15 protein-coding genes are annotated in these 13,421 nt (G+C 47.7%); 8 read left to right on the top strand and 7 right to left on the bottom strand.

Features of this window, described 5'->3' with window-relative positions:
* Positions 1-17: 17 nt before the first annotated feature.
* Positions 18-290, bottom strand: coding sequence for a 30S ribosomal protein S15 (gene rpsO, locus FPG75_RS11310; protein WP_143306965.1), 273 nt, complete (start codon positions 288-290; stop codon positions 18-20).
* 163 nt (positions 291-453) lie between these two features.
* Positions 454-1,149, bottom strand: coding sequence for a cell division ATP-binding protein FtsE (locus tag FPG75_RS11305; RefSeq protein WP_143306964.1), 696 nt, complete (start codon positions 1,147-1,149; stop codon positions 454-456).
* Between the two features lie 155 nt (positions 1,150-1,304).
* On the opposite strand from FPG75_RS11305, the gene FPG75_RS11300 reads away from it, so the two are divergent.
* Both FPG75_RS11300 and FPG75_RS11295 read left to right on the top strand, forming a co-directional pair.
* Complete coding sequence (locus tag FPG75_RS11300) at positions 1,305-1,676, top strand: BlaI/MecI/CopY family transcriptional regulator (RefSeq protein WP_143306963.1); 372 nt, start codon at positions 1,305-1,307, stop codon at positions 1,674-1,676.
* Entirely contained in the window at positions 1,673-3,301 is a 1,629-nt protein-coding gene (locus FPG75_RS11295; RefSeq protein ID WP_143306962.1) for a M56 family metallopeptidase, read from the top strand. The genes FPG75_RS11300 and FPG75_RS11295 overlap by 4 nt, the downstream gene beginning before the upstream one ends.
* Positions 3,302-3,377: 76 nt before the next feature.
* Here FPG75_RS11295 and FPG75_RS11290 read toward each other — a convergent pair whose 3' ends face one another.
* A complete protein-coding gene (locus FPG75_RS11290; protein WP_143306961.1) occupies positions 3,378-4,556 on the bottom strand; it encodes an AIR synthase related protein in 1,179 nt (392 codons plus the stop codon).
* Positions 4,557-4,684: 128 nt separating this feature from the next.
* On the opposite strand from FPG75_RS11290, the gene FPG75_RS11285 reads away from it, so the two are divergent.
* Complete coding sequence (locus FPG75_RS11285; RefSeq protein ID WP_143306960.1) at positions 4,685-5,620, top strand: bifunctional riboflavin kinase/FAD synthetase; 936 nt, start codon at positions 4,685-4,687, stop codon at positions 5,618-5,620.
* A 40-nt stretch (positions 5,621-5,660) separates the two neighbouring features.
* Here the strand turns inward: FPG75_RS11285 and FPG75_RS11280 are convergent, their stop codons facing one another.
* The 3 genes from FPG75_RS11280 to FPG75_RS11270 all read right to left on the bottom strand — a co-directional run bounded on the left by FPG75_RS11280 (position 5,661) and on the right by FPG75_RS11270 (position 7,801).
* The gene (locus FPG75_RS11280; RefSeq protein WP_143306959.1) at positions 5,661-5,993 is read right to left on the bottom strand and encodes a hypothetical protein; all 333 of its coding nucleotides are present in this window, start codon (positions 5,991-5,993) and stop codon (positions 5,661-5,663) included.
* Positions 5,994-6,070: 77 nt separating this feature from the next.
* Positions 6,071-7,066, bottom strand: a complete 996-nt coding sequence (gene holA, locus FPG75_RS11275; protein ID WP_143306958.1) for a DNA polymerase III subunit delta — start codon at positions 7,064-7,066, stop codon at positions 6,071-6,073.
* Positions 7,067-7,075: 9 nt separating this feature from the next.
* Complete coding sequence (locus FPG75_RS11270; RefSeq protein ID WP_143306957.1) at positions 7,076-7,801, bottom strand: ribonuclease H-like domain-containing protein; 726 nt, start codon at positions 7,799-7,801, stop codon at positions 7,076-7,078.
* Between the two features lie 102 nt (positions 7,802-7,903).
* Here FPG75_RS11270 and FPG75_RS11265 point away from each other — a divergent pair, with 102 nt between their 5' ends.
* Together FPG75_RS11265 and FPG75_RS11260 are read left to right on the top strand one after the other, a co-directional pair.
* Positions 7,904-8,866 carry a coiled-coil domain-containing protein gene (locus tag FPG75_RS11265; RefSeq protein ID WP_143306956.1) on the top strand — a complete coding sequence of 321 codons (963 nt, stop codon included), beginning with the start codon at positions 7,904-7,906 and terminating at the stop codon, positions 8,864-8,866.
* A gap of 427 nt (positions 8,867-9,293) precedes the next feature.
* The gene (locus FPG75_RS11260) at positions 9,294-9,689 is read left to right on the top strand and encodes a response regulator (RefSeq protein ID WP_143306955.1); all 396 of its coding nucleotides are present in this window, start codon (positions 9,294-9,296) and stop codon (positions 9,687-9,689) included.
* 37 nt (positions 9,690-9,726) lie between these two features.
* On the opposite strand, the gene FPG75_RS11255 is transcribed toward FPG75_RS11260, so the two are convergent.
* Positions 9,727-11,370, bottom strand: a complete 1,644-nt coding sequence (locus tag FPG75_RS11255) for an ABC-F family ATP-binding cassette domain-containing protein (protein ID WP_143306954.1) — start codon at positions 11,368-11,370, stop codon at positions 9,727-9,729.
* Between the two features lie 152 nt (positions 11,371-11,522).
* On the opposite strand from FPG75_RS11255, the gene FPG75_RS11250 reads away from it, so the two are divergent.
* The 3 genes from FPG75_RS11250 to FPG75_RS11240 are packed head-to-tail and all read left to right on the top strand — an operon-like array spanning position 11,523 to position 13,416.
* Complete coding sequence (locus FPG75_RS11250) at positions 11,523-12,185, top strand: carbonic anhydrase (protein ID WP_143306953.1); 663 nt, start codon at positions 11,523-11,525, stop codon at positions 12,183-12,185.
* Between the two features lie 14 nt (positions 12,186-12,199).
* Entirely contained in the window at positions 12,200-13,018 is an 819-nt protein-coding gene (gene murI / locus FPG75_RS11245; RefSeq protein ID WP_143306952.1) for a glutamate racemase, read from the top strand.
* A 23-nt stretch (positions 13,019-13,041) separates the two neighbouring features.
* On the top strand, positions 13,042-13,416 hold the full coding sequence (locus FPG75_RS11240; RefSeq protein ID WP_143306951.1) for a DUF1801 domain-containing protein: 375 nt from the start codon (positions 13,042-13,044) through the stop codon (positions 13,414-13,416).
* Positions 13,417-13,421: the final 5 nt, after the last annotated feature.

Raw genomic sequence — 13,421 nt, 5'->3', positions numbered from 1 at the left:
CTATAATTAAGTCATGGTTATTTCCTGATACCTAACTTCTCGATAAGGGCACGGTAGCCGCTGAGGTTAGTTTTGGACAGGTAAGCAAGCAGGCGCTTTCTCTGACCAACCATTTTCATCAGACCACGGTGGGTAGAGAAATCCTTTTTGTTCTCCTTCAGGTGATTGGAAATGCTGTTGATACGCTCAGTCAGCAGTGCAATTTGTGCTTCCACAGAGCCTGTATTTTTCTCGCTTCCACCAAATTCCTTAAAAATATTGGCTTTCTTTTCAACAGTTAAGTAAGACATCTTTAATAATAATAAGTAATAGTAATGTTTTTGTCGCTATTTTTTCCGGGGCAAAGGTAGTTCAAAAAATACGAAATACCAATTAACAGGAAATTAATAATTGATAGCAAACGATTTATGATCATAAATCGTTCACTTCCAATAATAAATATATAATCTCTTTTTAGGAAGAAAAATTCACCGCAGCGTTATCAGTTACCCGGCCATTCTCCGTACGAAGCACCCTTGACGGAAATTTCTGCAACACGATATAGTCGTGCGTAGCCATCACAATGGCCGTACCTTCCCGGCATATGCGGAACAATAACTGCATAATGCCATCGGAAGTTTCAGGATCGAGGTTACCGGTAGGCTCATCAGCCAGGATCAGACGGGGAGAGTTCAGCATGGCCCGTGCGATATCCACACGCTGCTGCTCACCACCACTCAATTCATAAGGCATCTTGAAACCTTTTGTGCCCAGACCTACTTTCTCCAGCACATCGTTGATCTTGTCTTCGATCTGCTTGGCATCCTGCCAGCCGGTAGCACGCAAAGCGAATTTCAGGTTATCGTGTACATTACGGTCGGTCAATAACTGGAAATCCTGGAAAACCACGCCCAGGTTACGACGCAGGTAAGGCACTTTCTTCCAATCCATCTTCTTCAGATCAAATCCTACCACCTGGCCATTGCCATCTTTCAAAGGCAGGTCGCCATACAGCGTTTTCAACAGGCTGGACTTGCCCGTGCCGGTTTTACCAATGAGATACACAAACTCTCCTTTATTGACAGTGATATTCACATCTGACAAGATCAATGAATTCCCCTGGTATATGCTGGCATTCGTTAATTGGATGATAGGTTGTTCGGGCGTCATTCCTAGTTTCAGTTTAGTAAGCTTGATAGCGACAAAAATAACCAATTACAACATAACTCCTTGTGATAAATTCTTCACAAATTTTTTTCATCAACTAAAAAAATAGTTTTCAAACTAAATAATTAGTTATAACTTTCGTTAAATAATTCCGGCATATGAAACAGCTGACCAAAGCAGAAGAACAAGTGATGCAGGCCCTTTGGCAAACAGGACCCGCATTTGTGAAAGACATCATCGAAGCCATGCCCGACCCGAAACCGCACTACAACACCGTTTCCACCCTGATCAAAATACTGATGGATAAAGGCTTCGTGGATTTCAAGGCCTTCGGCAAATCGCACCAGTACCATGCCCTCATCAGCAAGGAGGCCTATAGCCATAAAACGGTGAACAACATTGTGAAAGGATATTTTGAAGGATCGTTCAGTAACATGGTGTCCTTTTTTGTGAAAGAAAAGGAACTGAGCGTAACTGAACTGGAAAAACTGATACAGAAAATCAAAGACACTCAAAAGCCCAGATCATGATAGCGCTCTTGTATCTCTGCAAAGTGATCGTGTGTTCAGCGCTGCTATATGGTTATTATCATATCGCGCTGCGCAATAACCGCTTCCATCACTGGAACCGTTACTACCTGGTGTTGATCACACTGGTATCCCTGTTGGTGCCACTGCTACGTATACCCCTTAGCGTTAGCCCGCAGGAAACCAGCTCCGTGATGATGAGCTATACCACCCGTATAATCACCCTGCGGGAGGCCGTCATGCCAGCGCCCCGGCCGGTATGGAATTATCGTATATGGCTTGCCGTTATCTACATCGCTGTGCTGTCGGTATTACTGATACGGCTGCTGCTGAGCTTTGTGAAGATAAAGCGGCTGATCAGCCGCAACACCGTACAGGAGGTACCACCCTACCGCTTTGTGACCGGCCGCGGCATACAGGCGCCATTCTCCTTCTTCTCCTATATTTTCTGGAACAACCAGACATCGCTTGATAGCCGCGAAGGCCAGCAGATACTGAAACATGAGCTGGTGCACCTGAAAGAAAAACACAGCGCCGACAAAATGCTGCTGGAAATAGTTACAGCCTGCTGCTGGATCAATCCCTTCTTTCACCTGATCAAACGGGAGCTGTCGCTCGTACATGAGTTCATCGCCGATCAGAAAGCTGCCGGCAAAGAAGTAGCCGGATATGCTGAAACCATTCTCCAGATGGCCTTTCAGAGCAAACAGTTTACAATCACCAACGATTTCTTCCATCCGCCTATAAAACGTAGAATCGTTATGCTCACAAAGTTCCATACACCCAGGTTCAGTTACCTGCGAAGAATCATGGTACTGCCGCTGGCTGCATTTATTTTCTGCTCCCTGGCCTTTGTTGCTGACAAACACCCATCTATCACATCAACGGCGCCACTGGCCTTCACGCCCTTTACCACTGTGGCTGAAAGCACGGTTGCAGATACGGTAAAACCTGACACGCGCAAGTTGCACGATGAAGTGTTCACCTTCGTAGAAAACCCGCCTACATTTAAAGGCGGCGAAGACTCATTGAACAGCTACCTCTCCAGGACCATTGTATATCCCAAGGCTGCCCAGACCAATAACAAACAAGGCACGGTGTTCATACAGTTCATTGTAGATGCCAATGGCAAGATCAGGTCTGTACATGCCTTAGGCGCCCCGAAAGGCTATGGGCTGGAAGAAGAAGCGATTCGTGTGATAGAAGGCATGCCCGATTGGGTTCCCGGCACGCAGAACAAAAAGCGTGTAGCCGTTGAGTTTAACCTGCCCATCCGCTTCACCTTGCAAGATATTGATGAAGCCAAAGAAGTATTCACCTTCGTAGAGCAGCCACCATCCTTTGTTGGCGGCGAAGAAGCCTTGTCCAAATATCTTTTTGACAACATCAAATATCCGGAAGAAGCCCGCAAAGCCCAAAAAGGCGGTACCATATCCGTTCAGTTTGTGCTCGACCGTAAAGGACAGGTACAGGATGTTAAAACACTAGGCGCCCCGAAAGGCTATGGACTGGAAGAAGAAGCGATCCGCGTGGTGCAAAACATGCCCCACTGGAATCCCGGCAAACAGAACGGACACGATGTGAACGTGCAATATAATCTGCCCATCCGGTTTACACCAGGCCCTTGATACACTATTTGTTCCACCAACAAAAAAGCCCTTCATCGCGTGATGAAGGGCTTTGCTTTTATATTTAATACTTTGATTAATGATAAATAAAAGTGCCTGCAGGCGCTTTCACGGTCACTTGTTTTTGTTCCGCCGCTTCTACCCTGCCAATGATCTGTGCATCGATGTTGAAGCTTTTGGAGATATCGATGATCGCTGCCGCAATGGCTTCCGGCACGTACAACTCCATGCGGTGGCCCATATTGAACACCTGATACATCTCTTTCCAGGAGGTGCCGGATTGTTCCTGTATCAATGTGAATAAGGGCGGTACCGGGAACAGGTTATCCTTGATCACATGCAGCTTGTCGATAAAGTGCAGCACTTTGGTTTGTGCACCGCCGCTGCAATGCACCATGCCGTGTACCTGCGGACGGAACTGTTCCAGTACTTTCCTGATCACCGGGGCATAGGTGCGGGTAGGTGAAAGTACCAGTTTACCTGCATCCACTGCGCCAAAGCCGGGAATATCTATCTTATCTGTCAATGATTTCTTTCCGCTGAACACCAGTTCATACGGGATACCGGGATCAAAGCTCTCTGCATATTTCTCTGCGATAGCTTTATGGAACACATCGTGACGCGCGCTGGTGAGGCCATTGCTGCCCATGCCGCCATTGTAGGCGGTTTCGTAGGTAGCTTGTCCGTAAGAGGCCAGTCCTACTACTACATCGCCGGCCTGTATGCGATCGTTGGAGATCACATCTTCCCTTTTCATGCGGCAGGTAACGGTAGAATCCACGATGATGGTACGTACCAGGTCGCCTACATCAGCGGTTTCGCCGCCGGTGGAATAAATGCTGATACCGTGGCTGCGCAGTTCGGCCAGTATTTCTTCCGTACCGTTGATGATGGCCGCGATCACTTCTCCCGGCAGCAGCTGTTTGTTACGGCCGATGGTTGAAGAAAGCAGGATATTATCGGTAGCGCCTACGCAGAGCAGGTCGTCCATATTCATAATAATGGCATCCTGGGCGATACCTTTCCAAACGCTGAGGTCACCGGTCTCTTTCCAGTATACATATGCCAGCGACGATTTGGTGCCGGCGCCATCCGCGTGCATGATGTTGCAGTAAGCCTCATCGCCCCCGAGAATATCGGGCACGATCTTACAAAATGCTTTCGGGAACAGGCCCTTGTCAATGTTCTTAATGGCATTGTGCACATCTTCCTTGCCTGCTGAAACGCCACGTTTGGCGTAAATATTCTGATCCACCTGGAATATGAGATTTAGAAAATTAGAGATTTACGGATTTCTTCAGGCTGCAAAAGTAACAGATTCCGTGCAGAATGCACGGCGAATGTGTTAGATTTGCACGGCGTTTTTGATTGTTATAGAATTATATGCAGGTTCACAGGGACTTAGATCATCTACCGGAATTCCGTAATGCTATTGTTACAATAGGCACTTTTGACGGCGTACATGCAGGCCACCGCTACATTTTACAGCAGCTGGAGCAGGCTGCCGCCGCCTGCGGGGGCGAAACTGTGATCGTAACCTTCGATCCGCATCCGCGGGAGGTGCTGGCGCCAAAGCCGGGCAGCATACACCTGCTGACCACTTTAGCAGAAAAGATCACTTTACTGGAACAGCAAGGAGTGGATCACCTGGTGGTGGTTCCTTTTACCAAAGCCTTCTCCGAACTTTCTGCGCAAGCTTACCTGGAAGACTTTCTGGTAGCGCGTTTCAAGCCGCATACTATTATTATCGGCTATGATCACCGTTTCGGGCATAACCGGGAGGGTGGCCTCGAGCTGCTGGAAGCCGAACAGGAACGTTATGGCTTCAAGCTGATAGAGATACCACAGCAAGTGGTACATGACCTTACCGTCAGCTCCACCAAGATCCGTAAAAGCCTGCAGGAAGGCCAGGTACGCCTGGCCACCGAATTGCTGGGCTACCGTTATTTTCTCAGCGGCGAAGTGGTGCATGGCGACAAGATGGGCCGCCAGCTGGGTTATCCTACCGCTAACCTGCAATTAGCCGATACCCGCAAGCTGATACCCGCCGAAGGCATCTATGCCGTAGAAGTACAGCTGGCCGGGCATTCCAGCCTGCTGCCTGCCGTGATGAGCATCGGCACCCGTCCTACTTTCAATGGTACAGACCTCCGCCTGGAAGTACATTTATTTGATTTCAACGAAGATATTTACGGGCAGCAACTCACCGTATTCTTTGAAGATTATATCAGAGCCAATCAGAAATTTGATAATATAGATGCACTGATCGTGCAGATGGATAAGGATTCAGAGAAGGCGAGGGAGATGTTGAAGAGGTAACGAATCATGAAAAGGGAAGTACGATTGATGATTTCATTGGCTATCGGATGCGGAAGCCGCTATTTTCGATGGGCACCCATTCGATGATCTTCTCGATCTTGTCTTCTATCGACTGTAACCTGCCATTGAAATGTGTCTCCATCGTGTCGATCCGGTTATCGATTTGGTCAAGACGGTTATCGATTTTGTCAAACCTTTGATCTACAGACACAATAAATCCATTTAATTTTTTGTCCATTTCAAACACCTGCATTTCCATGGAGCGCATGCCTGTTTCCAGCGCATCCATGCGGCCTTCCATCGCCGCCATGCGGATGTTCATTGATCTTACATTGCCTGAAATTTCCTGTAAAAGTTGTTGTTGCTGATCCATAGTAACTGATTTCTTGCGAAGATAGGCCAGCAGCGGCTTTTAACAAGTATCAATATGATCTGAGTTCAATCAATTTTTCAGTTCATCACTTTATACATGAGTTCCTTCATCAGTTCTCCATCTTCTACGCCGCTATCGTTAACGCCTATACTCCGCAGGTTGTATTGATGCAGCAGCAGGATGGCTTTCTCTGTGCCTTCCGGGCCATACTGGCGGGCGGCGCTGAGATAATCTTTTACAAAGAAGGGATGAACGCCGAGTGCGGAAGCGATCTCTTTATCGCCGCCTTTTACGCCGAATACCAGGTTCACTTTGGCGAAGAAATTATAAAGCGCGGGCAGCGTCATCTGGATGGGCGCAGCTTTGGGATTGGCGGCAAAATAGTTAACGATACGGAATACTTTATCGGCGTTCTTCTGGCCAAGGGCGTTCTGTAATTCAAACACATTGTATTCCTTGCTGATGCCAACATATTTTTCGATATCAGCTTCATCGATCTTTTTTTGTGCGGGAAGATTGACCAGCAGCTTATCGATTTCGTTGGCGATGCGGGAGAGATCATTACCGATATGATCTGCCAGCAGGATGGCGGCTTTTTGTGTGATGGCCAGTCCGCGGCTGCTTACATAGGATTCTGCCCAGGCAGGGATTTGGTTATCGTACATTTTTTTGGTAGATAACAGCACGCCTTTTTCTTTGATCAGCTTGGCCATTTTGCTACGGCCATCGATCTTGCCTTGTTTGTGGGCCACCACGAACACGGTGGTGTTAAGCGGATGATCGATATAGGCTTCCAGTTTGAGAAGGTCGCGCATGGCCTGGGCTTCTTTCAGCACCACTACCTGTCTTTCAGCGAACATGGGATACCGGCGGCAGGCATTGATAACGGTGCTCCAATCGGTATCCTTGCCATAAAGGACGGTGAGATTGAAGCCCTTTTCCGCTTCATTCAGCAGTTCGTGTTCGGCATAATTGGTGACCTGGTCTATAAAGAAATCTTCTTCTCCTTCCAGCCAGTAGAGAGGTCTGAACTTTTGTTGTTTCCAATCCTTGATAATATCCTGGTATTCCATTATGATAAACTACTTTACGATGATCACTTCTTCCGGCTTCAGCAGCGGCAGGCGTTTGAAGCGCAGGAGCAGCTGGGCTACGGCCAGCACGTCTTTTTCGCAATAGGTGGCGATGCGGGCGAGATCATGATCTTCCCAATATACTTTTCCGACCATGCTGCCGTCGATATCGTCTTTGGGCGTATCGATGCCCATAACGGCGGTGAGCAGCTTGAGAGAAGTATAGTGTTTGAAATCGCCGAAGCGCCACAGTTGCAGGGTATCGAGCATGGGCACTTCCCAGGGTTTCAATCCATGCAATTGCAAAGGCTGGGGCAAAGATAACTGATGGATCACAGAACGCCTGCAAATAAAAGGAATATCAAACTCCTTGATATTATGCCCGGCGAATTGAAAGCGGGGCACTCTCGCATGAAATTTATTGATCAATTCTAAAAATCCGCTCAATACAATTGCTTCATCGTCATGATAAAAGGACTTCAAGCGGAGATGGTACCGGTTATCTTCGAGGTTGAAAAAACCAACAGAAATACAGACGATCTTGCCGAATTCGGCGTAGATGCCTGCCCTGTCGGCGTATCCTTCGTCTTCATTTTCGGAAACTGGCGCAATTTTTGCCAATTTTTCCCTCCAGAGCGATTGCATTTGTTCCGGCAATTGCTCAAACGCCTTTACACCGGGCGTTGTTTCTATGTCCAGCAGTAACAACTGATCTAATCCGATATTTGGTAGCACGGTTTGAAAACTGTTTTAGAACTTGTAAAAATGAAAATTTAAATACCTACTTTTGAATAACGTTTTTTAACCATATAACAATTAAACATAAAACAAACAACTATGACGGAGAACACTTTTAACACGCCTGCGCCGGGTTCACCCGGACCTGAAAAACCACGCAGCCGCAACGGTCTGATTTACGGTATTTTGATTGCGGCGCTTGCAGGTACCTGGATATATATGTTGTATGACAAAAACAAATCTACTGAAGTAGCACAGCAACAAAAAATTCAGATCGATTCTATTTCCACCTCCCGCGATGCTTTACAGCAGGAATACAATGCCGCCAACGCCCGTCTGGATGACCTGATCTCTCAGAATACCCGTATGGATAGCCTGGTAAAAACCAAGGACAAGGAAATCCAGGATATGAAAGCCAGGATCTCCAGCATTCTCTCCAAGAAAAATGCTACCCAGGCAGAACTGGCAGAAGCGCGTAAACTCATCGAACAGCTCAAATCCAATATTGAAGGCTATCAGCAAACGATCGAGCGCCTCGAAGGTGAAAAGATCGTACTGGCTGGCGAAAGAGACGTGGCCCGTAAAGAAAGGGATTCCGTTTCTGTTGTAAAAGACAGCCTGAATAAAAAAGTAGATCTCGGCTCTGTATTACATGCCTCCAACATCAAGTTACTGCCTATCCGCGTAAAACATAACGGCAAAGAAGTAGAAACTTCCAAAGCAAAACGTGCCGATATGATGCGCGTACAGTTTGACCTGGATGATAACAGGATCGCACCTACCGGCGATAAAGAGATCTATGTGGCGATCACCGCTCCTGATGGCTCCCCGCTGGCAGTAGAAGCACTCGGCTCCGGCAGATTTACCCTGGAAGACGGCACCGAAAAATTATACACTGCCAAGAAAACCGTTTCCTATGTAACCGGCCAGAAACAGAATGTTGTAATGGACTGGAAACAAAATTCCGATTTCAAACCAGGCGACTACGCTGTTGAAATCTATCACAACGGTTTTAAAATCGGTCAGGGAAAAGTGACGCTGAGAAAAGGCGGATTGTTCTAGGATCCTATCACTATTACCAATATTTTTTGCAAAGGCGGAACCATTGTTCCGCCTTTGTTGTTTTATTTCCGGTAATTTCTGCAATTCTCATCTAATCATGCGTTTGTTAATGATTAGTTATTGGCAAAAAGTTATATATAAAAATAAAATTAAATTAACGTTCTTTGCGTACGTAATCAACAAATAGCCTAAGGCCTGTGCAGCTGGCGAATAAGAAACCAATGCGTAACAACGTAGCCATGATCTCTCGATAAGAGTCTTAACCCGATCATGATGATAAGCGAGTAAGATTTCAGCACGCCTGTGAAAACCCTGAAGTCCTGATCCCTTATTGAATGAAAGAGACGATACCGGAAGATCAAAAGCAGTATGCGCTTACCTTTTGCTATGACCGGAATAGTTCAGAAGCCCAATTTAAAAACCAAGCATGGAAGACAAGAATAAAATAGTGTACGTCGTAGATGATGATGAAATTTTTCATTTCATCATTAAAAAGATGTTGGGACAGCAAGATGATAACCTGACTATCACCTCTTTCCTCTGTGCAGAAGAAGCACTGGAACAGCTGTCTTCAGTGCCGCAGCCAACACTCCCCTCTCTCATTATCCTGGATATGAATATGCAACGCATGAACGGGTGGGATTTTATCGAAGCATACCGCGGATTGAAATCATCTTTCAAAAATAATATTCCCATTATCATGTGCTCTTCCTCTGTGGACCTGCGCGATATACAAAAGGTACAGCACACACCGGAACTGATGGCCTATATCACAAAGCCGCTCGACAAAAACAAGCTGAAAGTAATTGAAGAATATTTATAAAGAAGAAAGGCTCCTACCGGAGCCTTTCTTCTTTATGTTAAGCTAATACTGCATTGCCGTACATTTCTTCGCGGAGGGCTTTCACGCGCTCATCTGCGAGGTATTCGTCGAAGGTCATCAGCCTGTCGATGATGCCTTTAGGCGTTAGCTCGATGATGCGGTTCGCTACCGACTGCATGAAGGTATGGTCATGCGTGGTGAAAAGCACAATACCTTTGAAGTTGATCATGCTTTCGTTGAAAGACTGGATAGATTCCAGGTCGAGGTGGTTGGTGGGCTCGTCGAGGATCACTACGTTGGGGTCCTGCAGCATCATGCGGCTGATCATGCAACGTACTTTTTCGCCACCGCTCAATACGGAAGTTTTCTTCATGATCTCGTCGCCACTGAAGAGCATCTTGCCCAGGAAGCCGCGCAGGAAGGGCTCATCCACATCAGTTACGTGCGCCGGCACATATTGACGGAGCCAATCCATCAGGTTTACATCCTTATTGGTAAAGAACTCCGCGTTATCGTTGGGCAGGTAGGCGCTGGTAACGGTGGTGCCCCATTCGAACTTGCCGCCATCGGTAGTAACGTTGTTGGTAATTGCCTGGAAGAAAGTGGTGAGTGCCAGATGATCTTTGGAGATGAATGCGATCTTGTCGCCTTTATTCACAGAGAAAGACACATCAGAGAACAGTTTGCGGCCGTCCACGATCTTCTCCAGCTTTTCGATATTGAGTATCTGGTTACCAACTTCGCGCTGTTGTTTGAAGATGATACCGGGATATTTACGGTTGGAGGGCTGGATGTCTTCCACCACCAGCTTTTCGAGGGCTTTCTTACGAGAAGTAGCCTGTTTACTTTTGGAAGCGTTAGCACTGAAACGGGCGATGAAGTCCAGCAGGTCTTTACGCTTTTCTTCCATTTTCTTGTTCTTGTCGGCCAGCTGACGTGCCATCAGTTGTGATGATTCATACCAGAAGGAGTAGTTACCGCTGAAGATCTGGATCTTGGCGCGGTCTACGTCGGCCACATGTGTACAAACGGCATCGAGGAAGTGACGGTCGTGGGATACAACGATCACGATGTTTTCGTAGTCGGCCAGGAAGTTCTCCAGCCAACCGATGGTTTCTACGTCGAGGTCATTCGTGGGCTCATCCAGCAGGAGGATATCGGGATTGCCGAACAGCGCCTGTGCCAGCAACACGCGCACTTTGAGGCTACCGGCGATATCTTTCATAAGTATGCCATGCATTTCTTCTTTCACGCCGAGGTCGCCCAGCAGCACGCCCGCATCACTTTCGGCGGTATAGCCGCCCATTTCGCCGTATTCTGCTTCCAGTTCACCGGCGCGCATCCCGTCTTCTTCGGTAAAATCTGCTTTGGCATAGATGGCATCTCTTTCTTTGGCGATCTCCCACAGTTTCTTGTTGCCCATCAGCACGGCATTCAGCACGGTAATCTCGTCAAACTCAAAGTGGTTCTGCTTCAGAACGCTCATGCGCTCGCCGGGAGTGATTTCCACGGTGCCTTTGTTCGGCTCGATCTCGCCGGACAATATTTTCAGGAAGGTAGACTTACCCGCCCCATTGGCCCCAATCACACCGTAGCAGTTCCCTTTTGTGAAATTGAGGTTTACTTCGTCAAACAATACTCTCTTACCGAAAGAGAGCGTTACGTTTTTAACACTGATCATGCTGGCTATGAAATTTTGAAGCCGCAAAGGTACGGATTCTATATGGGCTTTCCAAGCCAGCCCATCACCGCTATGTTTACCGGAAGATAATCATCACCCGAACGCATATATTCTTTCTCTCCGTATCTTTATCGCATAAAAATCATTTACTTATGACAGACTACAACCAGGTTTTTGAGAATAACAGGCGCTGGGTAGCCTCCAAAAAGGCCACTGATGCGGAGTTCTTTGAGAAGATGGCAGATTCACAGAATCCCAAATATCTGTACATTGGTTGTAGTGACAGCCGCGTGCCCACCAACGAGATCATGGGCCTGGAAGCGGGCGAAGTGTTTGTACACCGCAACATCGCCAATCTTGTTTGCAACACTGACCTGAACGTGATGGCGGTGATCAACTATGCCGTGATACATCTGGGCGTAAAACATATCGTTGTTTGCGGCCACTACAATTGCGGCGGCGTGAAAGCGGCCATGCAGCCGCTGGACCTCGGCCTGCTCAATCCATGGCTGCGTAATATCCGCGACGTATACCGCCTGCATATGGATGAACTCAATGCCATCAAAGATGAGCACGAACGCTATAACCGCCTCGTAGAGCTGAATGTACAGGAACAATGCATCAACATCATCAAAACGGCCGCAGTGCAGAAAGCGTATATTGATCACGGTTACCCCACCGTACATGGCTGGGTATATGATCTGAAAAATGGCCTGCTGAAAGACCTGGAAATTGACTTTGAAGGCGTATTGCACGAGATCCAGCGTATTTATGATCTCACCGGACAAGGTTTGATGCAAAAAGATAACGATTAATTCAAACTAGCCATATGGGACCTATAGGTGTATTCGACTCCGGCTATGGAGGCCTCACCGTTTTGAAAGAGATCATCGCAGAGTTGCCCGCTTACGATTACATCTATCTGGGCGACAATGCCCGCGCGCCTTATGGCAACCGCGGCTTTGATACCATACACGCCTATACGTTGCAATGTGTGCAACAGCTTTTCGATATGGGCTGCCCGCTGGTGGTATTGGCCTGCAACACCGCATCGGCCAAGGCCTTGCGCACCATCCAGCAGAAAGACCTGCCCCGCATTGCACCCGACAACCGCGTGCTTGGCGTGATCCGCCCTACCACTGAAATGGTGGGCACCATCACCCAAACCGGCGAAGTAGGTATCCTGGCCACGAACGGCACCATCTCGTCAGAGTCCTACCCGATCGAGATCGCGAAGTTCTTTCCACATGTGAAAGTGCACCAGCTGGCATGCCCCATGTGGGTGCCGCTGGTAGAAAATAATGAACATGAAAATGAAGGCGCCGATTTTTTTGTGAAGGAATATCTTGATAAAATATTGTCGCAGTCTACCAACATCGATACATTGGTGTTGGGATGTACACACTATCCTTTGCTGATGAAGAAGATCCGGCAATACCTGCCCGGCGGCGTTACCGTGCTGGCGCAGGGCAAGATCGTGGCGCACAGCCTGAAAGACTACCTGAAGCGTCATCCAGAAATGGAGGCGCGCCTGAGCAAAGGCGGGCAACAATCTTATTTCACTACGGATGATCCGGCGATATTTGACCGCATGGCGGAGATCTTCTTCGGCAGGGCGGTGGCGGCATCCAAACATCTTTCGTTATAAGCCTCTGCATAAATTTAAAGGGAATGACGATCACCGCTACACAGCTGCTTGCGAGATATGATGATAAGGTTAGCGCACTGGGTATGGAACTGCGCGCTTTCCTGTTCCATCATCTTCCAGGGATCATCGAGCTGCCCGACGAAGCTGCCCGCATCATAGGCTATGGCTACGGTACCGGCTATACGAAAATGATCTGCACGATCATCCTTTCCCAAAAAGGTATCAAGCTGGGGTTTTACAAAGGCCGTGAATTGCCGGACCCGGCAGGACTGCTGAAAGGCACGGGAAAAGTGCATGCATATGTAGCCATACAATCGGCAGATGACATAGCGCAACCAGCGCTGTTGCAATTGTTGAAGGAAGCCATGAAGGCTTATGAGCAACGAATGAAGAAATGATCTTT

Origin of the sequence: Chitinophaga vietnamensis (genome assembly GCF_902167635.1) — a bacterium.
Lineage (GTDB): Bacteria > Bacteroidota > Bacteroidia > Chitinophagales > Chitinophagaceae > Chitinophaga > Chitinophaga vietnamensis.
The sequence above is the reverse complement of the archived record's forward strand: the minus strand, read 5'-3'. Positions and strand labels throughout refer to the sequence as shown.

Coding starts and splice junctions, on each gene's coding strand:
- FPG75_RS11240 (WP_143306951.1), top strand. CDS start 13,042: ATGACGATCACCGCTACACAGCTGCTTGCGAGATATGATGATAAGGTT.
- FPG75_RS11305 (WP_143306964.1), bottom strand. CDS start 1,149: ATGACGCCCGAACAACCTATCATCCAATTAACGAATGCCAGCATATAC.
- murI (WP_143306952.1), top strand. CDS start 12,200: ATGGGACCTATAGGTGTATTCGACTCCGGCTATGGAGGCCTCACCGTT.
- FPG75_RS11255 (WP_143306954.1), bottom strand. CDS start 11,370: ATGATCAGTGTTAAAAACGTAACGCTCTCTTTCGGTAAGAGAGTATTG.
- FPG75_RS11265 (WP_143306956.1), top strand. CDS start 7,904: ATGACGGAGAACACTTTTAACACGCCTGCGCCGGGTTCACCCGGACCT.
- FPG75_RS11295 (WP_143306962.1), top strand. CDS start 1,673: ATGATAGCGCTCTTGTATCTCTGCAAAGTGATCGTGTGTTCAGCGCTG.
- rpsO (WP_143306965.1), bottom strand. CDS start 290: ATGTCTTACTTAACTGTTGAAAAGAAAGCCAATATTTTTAAGGAATTT.
- FPG75_RS11285 (WP_143306960.1), top strand. CDS start 4,685: ATGCAGGTTCACAGGGACTTAGATCATCTACCGGAATTCCGTAATGCT.
- holA (WP_143306958.1), bottom strand. CDS start 7,066: ATGGAATACCAGGATATTATCAAGGATTGGAAACAACAAAAGTTCAGA.
- FPG75_RS11300 (WP_143306963.1), top strand. CDS start 1,305: ATGAAACAGCTGACCAAAGCAGAAGAACAAGTGATGCAGGCCCTTTGG.
- FPG75_RS11250 (WP_143306953.1), top strand. CDS start 11,523: ATGACAGACTACAACCAGGTTTTTGAGAATAACAGGCGCTGGGTAGCC.
- FPG75_RS11260 (WP_143306955.1), top strand. CDS start 9,294: ATGGAAGACAAGAATAAAATAGTGTACGTCGTAGATGATGATGAAATT.
- FPG75_RS11280 (WP_143306959.1), bottom strand. CDS start 5,993: ATGGATCAGCAACAACAACTTTTACAGGAAATTTCAGGCAATGTAAGA.